We start from the raw sequence: 6,097 nt of genomic DNA on the forward strand, positions 1-6,097 counted from the left end.
CCACTCCCCAGGAGGAACCGCCATGGACCCCGTCCGGATCACCGATGCGCTCCGCGACCTGTTCTTCGAGCCCGACCCCGACGTCGACCCGGAGGACGTGATCGACCGGTACTACAGCCCCGACTACACCTACCGGACCGGCGGCAAGCTGCTCAACCGGGGTGAGTTCGAGGCGATGGTCACTGCCGGTCGCGCCCTGATCGTCCGGGGGAGCGCCTGGTCGGTCGACGAGGTCCGGGACGGCAACACCTACGCCGAGCGGCACCGCTACCACGCCGAGTTCACCGACGGGACCGTGCTGGACCGGGAGGTCGCGGTCTTCGGCACGATCGGCCCGGACGGACGCTTCGAGCACCTGAGCGACGCCGGCTTCGACCTGGAGCCGGGGCCCGCCGCGCGGGCGCGGCTCGTGGGGGCCTGCCGGTCGGGGCACTGACGCGGGCGGTGTCTCCTGCTCCCGCCACGTCGGCGAGCATCGAGGGAGCAGGAATCGTCGAGTCCGCCGCGTGCACCCGACGTTTCCTGCTCCCTCGACGAACGACGAGCGTCGAGCGAGCACGATGGGCCCATGAGCCAGCTGGACAAGGACGACCCGCGCACGCAGTACGCCCGCCCGCCGTTCCCCGCGCAGACGCAGCAGGGGTCGGGACGGGCCAGCGAGATGGACCCGCCGCCGGACCACGGTGAGACGAGCTACGTCGGCACCGGCCGGATGCCCGGCTACCGGGTGCTCGTGACGGGGGCCGACTCGGGCATCGGCCGCGCCGCCGCGATCGCGATGGCGAAGGAGGGCGCCGACGTCGTGCTGAACGCCCTGCCCGAGGAGATCGACGACCTGACCGAGGTCCGCGACCTCATCGGCGACCTCGGACGCAAGGCCGTCATGGTCCCCGGGGACCTCACCGACGAGGCCTTCTGCCAGGAGCTCGTCCGGACGGCCGTCAGCGAGCTCGGCGGTCTCGACGCGCTCGTGCTCGTCGCCGGCAGCCAGCAGGTGCACGAGGACGTCACCCAGCAGTCGACCGAGGCCTTCGACCGCACGATGAAGGTCAACGTCTACGCGATGTTCTGGCTCGTCCGCGAGGCCGTCCCGCACATGGCCCCGGGCAGCGCGATCGTCACGACGAGCTCGGTGTCCGCGTACCAGCCGCAGGACCGGATGATCGACTACGCGGCGACGAAGGCCGCGATCATCACCTGGACGAACGGCCTCGCCCGCCAGCTCGCGGCGAAGGGCATCCGCGCGAACACCGTGGTGCCCGGGCCCGTGTGGACCCCGCTCCAGCCGATCAGCTACCCGGGCGACGAGATCGCCGCGTACGGGCAGGACACCCCGTTCGGCCGTCCGGCGCAGCCCGTCGAGCTCGGCAGCGCGTACGTGTACCTCGCCGGACCGGAGTCGTCGTACACCTCCGGCACGACGCTGACCGTGGCGGGAGCGACCGGGGTCGCGCTGTGAGTCCTGCATTGCGGAGGTCGACCGTGCTCGTCGGGGACCGCCGCCTGGCGCTGACGAACCTCGACAAGGTGCTCTACCCGGAGACCGGCACGACGAAGGGCCGGGTCGTCGAGTACTACGAGCACGTCGCGCCGTGGATGATCCCGCACGTGAAGGACCGCCCGGTCACCAGGAAGCGCTGGGCGAACGGCGTCGACGGCAAGGTCTTCTTCGAGAAGAACCTGCCCGACTCCGCGCCCGAGTGGGTCCGGCACCACACGATCGAGCACTCCGACCACGACAACGAGTACCCGATCGTCGACGACCTGCCGACGCTCGTGTGGATGGCGCAGCAGGCCGCCCTCGAGCTCCACGTGCCGCAGTGGCGCTTCGGGCCACGCGGCGGGAAGCAGGACCCGGACCGCCTGGTGCTCGACCTCGACCCGGGCGAGGGCGTCGGGCTCGCGGAGTGCGTCGAGGTGGCCGTCGCCGCACGCGAGATCCTGCACGGCATGGGCCTCGACCCGTACCCGGTGACGTCGGGCTCGAAGGGCATCCACCTCTACGCCGCCCTCGACGGACGCGCCTCGACGGACCAGGTGTCCGAGGTCGCGCACGAGCTGGCGAAGGCCCTCGAACAGGACCTGCCCGACCTGGTGCTGTCCTCGATGAGCCGTGCGGAGCGGCGGGGCAAGGTCTTCGTCGACTGGTCGCAGAACAACGGCAACAAGACCACGATCGCGCCGTACTCCCTGCGCGGGCGGGAGCGTCCGACGGTCGCCGCGCCGCGATCGTGGAAGGAGCTGACCGAGACGGGGCTCGCCCAGCTGACGCTGGACGAGGTGCTCGAGCGACTGCAGGACCACGGCGACCTCCTGCACCCGGTCGCCGCCGGCGCCCTCGCCGTGGGTCGGCCGGACGCCGGCCACTGGGACAGCGACCGCACACAGGCCGCCAACGACGCGGAACGCGAAGCGCGGACTGGAGGCGCGGCGAACGACCGCCTGACGACCTACCGTTCCAAGCGGGACGCGTCGAAGACCCCGGAGCCGGTCCCGCAGGACGCGCCGACGGTCCGGAAGGACGGCACCCCGACCTTCGTCATCCAGGAGCACCACGCCACCCGCGACCACTACGACTTCCGGCTGGAGCACGACGGCGTGCTCGTGAGCTGGGCGCTGCCGAAGGGGGAGCCGACCGACCCGGGGAAGAACCACCTCGCAGTGATGACCGAGGACCACCCGCTCGAGTACGGCTCCTTCGAGGGCACGATCCCGCACGACGAGTACGGCGGTGGCACGGTGACGCTCTGGGACGACGGCACCTACGACCTCGAGAAGTGGCGCGAGGGCGAGGAGGTCATCGTGACGCTGCACGGCCGGACGAACGGGAACCGCCGGCTCGCGCTCCTCCACACCCGCGGGCGGGGGAAGGGCCGGGAGGGCGATGAGAAGAACTGGCTCATCCACCGGACGAAGGACCAACCCGACCCCGCGGTGGACGGCACCCGATCGGAGGATGTGGGGCGAGCCTCCCGTCCGGCACCGGCCGCCGGACGCACGACGCACGCCGGCGGGAGCCCGACGCACGACGAGGGCGGTCCGCGCATCGCCCGAGCGGCCGAGGCCGACACCGACCCGGTGGAACGTCGCACGATGCAGGCGACGCTCGCCAAGGGCGAGCCGACGCTCGACCCGGCCGAGTGGGCCTTCGAGATGAAGTGGGACGGCGTCCGAGCCCTCGCGACGGTCCGTGACGGGGCGGTCTCGTTGCGCAGCCGGAACGGGAACGACCTGACGGCGCAGTACCCGGAGCTCCAGGAACTCGGGGAGCGCGCCGGCGTCGACGGTGTCTTCGACGGCGAGGTCGTGGCGCTCGACGACCACGGCCGGCCGAGCTTCCAGCTCCTGCAGAACCGGATGGGCCTCACGAAGCAGCGCGAGGTGGCGGCGGCACGTGCCCAGACACCGGTCCGGTTCCTGCTGTTCGACGTGCTCGAGGCCGACGGCCACGAGCTGACCCGCCTCGGGTACGAGCACCGACGGCAGGCGCTCGAGACGGTGGTCGACGCCGGCGGTGCGATCGAGGTCCCGCCGGCGCATGACGGCGACCTCGCGCGGGCCATGGCGGACTCGACCGAGCGCGGACTCGAGGGCGTCGTCGCGAAGAAGCGGTCCTCGCGGTACGCGGAGGGACGACGCTCCGAGGCGTGGCTCAAGCTGAAGCACCACGCCACGCAGGAGGTCGTCGTGGCCGGGTGGAAGCCCGGGAGCGGACGCCGCGAGGGCGGCGTCGGGTCGCTGCTCCTCGGCGTCCCGGAGCCGGACGGCCTGCGGTACGTCGGCAAGGTCGGCACGGGGTTCCGCGACCGCGACCTGGACGAGATCGCCGCCGTGCTCGGTCCCCTGGCGCAGGAGGACTCGCCGTTCCTGGACGTGCCACGACCGGACGCGCGGGACGCCCACTGGGTGGCGCCGGAGCGCGTGGGGGAGGTCGAGTTCGCGGAGTGGACGGCCGACGGGCGGCTCCGCCACGCGACGTGGCGAGGCTGGCGGCCGGACAAGGCCCCGGAGGACGTCGTCCCGGAGTGACGGCGTCCAGGTTCCGCATGCATCCGCATGGGGTCCGCTGGAGGCGAACTTCCGTCCCCCGATCGGAGGATGCGCGGGGGACGATTCCCCTGCTCGTGCCGGGATGCCGCAGACCGACTGTTACGTTCGCGGGACGAAAGGGGGTGCGGGATGACCAGCAACTACCTGCCACCGTTCTCCGCAGCGGAGCGCGTCGACCAGCCAGAGGACGACGCACCCGAGGGACCGGGACACCCGGCTCCGGCGACCACCGAGCACGAGGCCACCTACGCGGACTTCCTCGGCGACCAGGTCGAGGACTGACACCGGGTCGTCGTCCTGGCTCCGGGCAGGACGGCCCGTGCGCCGGATCAGGGGACGCACGGACCGCCGCGGAAGCGCCGTGACCGGCCGGTCAGGGTGACCGATCACGGCGCGCTCGATCCCGACGGCGTGTTCGCCGGCGGGAGGCCCACAGAAGAAGACGTCGCGAAGCGGGCATTCGTCACGCCGATCACCGAGATCCACACAGAGGACTTCCCCTGACCGAGGACCAACCGCTCTCCGCGCTGTCGGACGCCGCGCTCGTCGAACGGTCCGCCGACGGCGACGCACAGGCCTTCGGTGTGCTCATCCGCCGGTACGGCCCGCTCATGCGCGCCTACGCCGCGCGGATCCTCGGGCACGGCGACGGCGAGGCCGACGACGCCGTGCAGGAGGCGGCGCTCCAGGCCTGGCAGCGCATCGACCGGGTGGACGACCCCGACCGTGTGCGATCCTGGCTGTTCCGCATCGCGGCGAACAAGGCGCTCGACCGGCTCCGACGGCGGCACCCGCACCTCGACCTCGAGGCCGTGCCGGACCGCGCGGACGAGCGACCCGTCGACGAGGTGGTCGTCACGCGGATGCAGGTCGACGCCCTCGCGCGGGTGGTCCAGAACCTCCCGGACGCGCAGCGAGCAGTGTGGGTCCTGCGGGAGATCGGCGGGGCGTCCTACGCGGACGTCGCGGAGCAGACGGGTCTGACCACGACCGCCGTGCGCGGGCTGCTCGCCCGGGCCCGCCGTGCCGTGGTGACGCAGATGGAGGGGTGGCGATGACCGACGACGACGTCGAGGACCGCTACGGCGCCTTCACCCTCGACGAGCTCGCTGACTACCTGGACTCCGGCCGTGACCCCGTGCGACCCGAGATCGAGACGGACGCGGACGCCAGTGCCGCACTCCGACGACTCGAACAGCTGCGGGTGGCCTCGGCCGACCTGCTCGACGCAGACGTCCGTGCCGCCGGCGCTGCCGACGACGACTGGATCGCGCGCGTCCTGGCGAGCATCAGGACGACCGCGCACGCCGGACGGGACATCCCCGTGCCCGACGACGACCCGACGTCCCGGCTCGTGGTGACCGAGGGGGCGATCCGCGGGCTCGTCCGGGTCCTCGGGGACGCCCTGCCGGGTGTGCTGGTCCGGCGGACCCGGTTCGAGGGTGACGTGACGACGCCCGGCGCGGCGATCCACGTCGAGGTCGTGGTCGCCCTGGCCGCCGATGCCCCACTGCGGGAGCGGGCCGATGCGCTCCGGGAGCTGGTCGCCGCCGCACTGCACGAGCACGCGCCCTTCGCCGTCGCGTCGCTCACCGTCCGCGTCGCCGACGTGCTGATCCCCGGGGAGCCCACATGAGCACGGACACCAGGGCCCTGTCGCGCCTGGCCACCGAGGTCGTCCTCGCGGTCCCCGGCGTCCGGTCGGTGGTGCTGCCCGGGCCGAGCCTCGCCGTCCTGGTCCGCGACGTCCGATCGGTGCTGGACCTGCTGCCGCGGGACGGTGGTGCCGTGCTCGTCGAGGACCGCAGCACCGGACTGCGCGTGCGGGTCGTCCTGACGGTGGACGCCGGCGTCTCGGCGATCACGACGCTGCGATCCGTCCGGGACGAGCTCGGCGTGTGCATCGAGCACGCGACCGGTGCCCGAGCGGACGACGTCACGGTGCGGGTCGTCGAGATCACCTGACGCGGGGGCAGGGCTGACCCCGCGCGGTGCCGGGCGAGGGCACGGTGCCGGGGCGAGGGCGTGCCCCCCCCCCCCCCCCCCC

Annotated in this window: 7 protein-coding genes; all 7 read left to right on the forward strand. The window is 72.8% G+C overall.

The genetic code is table 11. From position 1 onward, the window contains the following. The first annotated feature begins 22 nt into the window (after positions 1–22). The 7 genes from BIU98_RS17020 to BIU98_RS17045 all read left to right on the forward strand — a co-directional run bounded on the left by BIU98_RS17020 (position 23) and on the right by BIU98_RS17045 (position 6,015). The gene (locus BIU98_RS17020) at positions 23–436 is read left to right on the forward strand and encodes a hypothetical protein (RefSeq protein WP_071279144.1); all 414 of its coding nucleotides are present in this window, start codon (positions 23–25) and stop codon (positions 434–436) included. Positions 437–568: 132 nt separating this feature from the next. Beyond that, positions 569–1,459 (forward strand): SDR family oxidoreductase, encoded by an 891-nt coding sequence (locus BIU98_RS17025; RefSeq protein ID WP_071279146.1) that lies wholly within the window; start codon positions 569–571, stop codon positions 1,457–1,459. 23 nt (positions 1,460–1,482) lie between these two features. After that, the gene (locus tag BIU98_RS17030) at positions 1,483–4,029 is read left to right on the forward strand and encodes an ATP-dependent DNA ligase (protein WP_254787987.1); all 2,547 of its coding nucleotides are present in this window, start codon (positions 1,483–1,485) and stop codon (positions 4,027–4,029) included. Between the two features lie 150 nt (positions 4,030–4,179). Beyond that, complete coding sequence (locus tag BIU98_RS19625; protein WP_175481403.1) at positions 4,180–4,332, forward strand: hypothetical protein; 153 nt, start codon at positions 4,180–4,182, stop codon at positions 4,330–4,332. Positions 4,333–4,634: 302 nt separating this feature from the next. Next, positions 4,635–5,108, forward strand: coding sequence for an RNA polymerase sigma factor (locus tag BIU98_RS17035; RefSeq protein WP_254787989.1), 474 nt, complete (start codon positions 4,635–4,637; stop codon positions 5,106–5,108). After that, positions 5,105–5,686 (forward strand): hypothetical protein, encoded by a 582-nt coding sequence (locus tag BIU98_RS17040; protein ID WP_071279256.1) that lies wholly within the window; start codon positions 5,105–5,107, stop codon positions 5,684–5,686. Before BIU98_RS17035 ends, BIU98_RS17040 begins: the two co-directional genes overlap by 4 nt. After that, on the forward strand, positions 5,683–6,015 hold the full coding sequence (locus tag BIU98_RS17045) for a hypothetical protein (protein ID WP_071279152.1): 333 nt from the start codon (positions 5,683–5,685) through the stop codon (positions 6,013–6,015). Before BIU98_RS17040 ends, BIU98_RS17045 begins: the two co-directional genes overlap by 4 nt. The last annotated feature ends 82 nt before the right edge of the window (positions 6,016–6,097 follow it).

This window comes from Curtobacterium sp. MMLR14_010 (genome assembly GCF_001865015.1).
GTDB lineage: Bacteria > Actinomycetota > Actinomycetes > Actinomycetales > Microbacteriaceae > Curtobacterium.

What these genes read in the sequence shown, in the direction of transcription:
- BIU98_RS17020 (WP_071279144.1), top strand. Translation starts at nt 23, where the DNA reads ATGGACCCCGTCCGGATCACCGATGCGCTCCGCGACCTGTTCTTCGAG.
- BIU98_RS17025 (WP_071279146.1), top strand. Translation starts at nt 569, where the DNA reads ATGAGCCAGCTGGACAAGGACGACCCGCGCACGCAGTACGCCCGCCCG.
- BIU98_RS19625 (WP_175481403.1), top strand. Translation starts at nt 4,180, where the DNA reads ATGACCAGCAACTACCTGCCACCGTTCTCCGCAGCGGAGCGCGTCGAC.
- BIU98_RS17040 (WP_071279256.1), top strand. Translation starts at nt 5,105, where the DNA reads ATGACCGACGACGACGTCGAGGACCGCTACGGCGCCTTCACCCTCGAC.
- BIU98_RS17045 (WP_071279152.1), top strand. Translation starts at nt 5,683, where the DNA reads ATGAGCACGGACACCAGGGCCCTGTCGCGCCTGGCCACCGAGGTCGTC.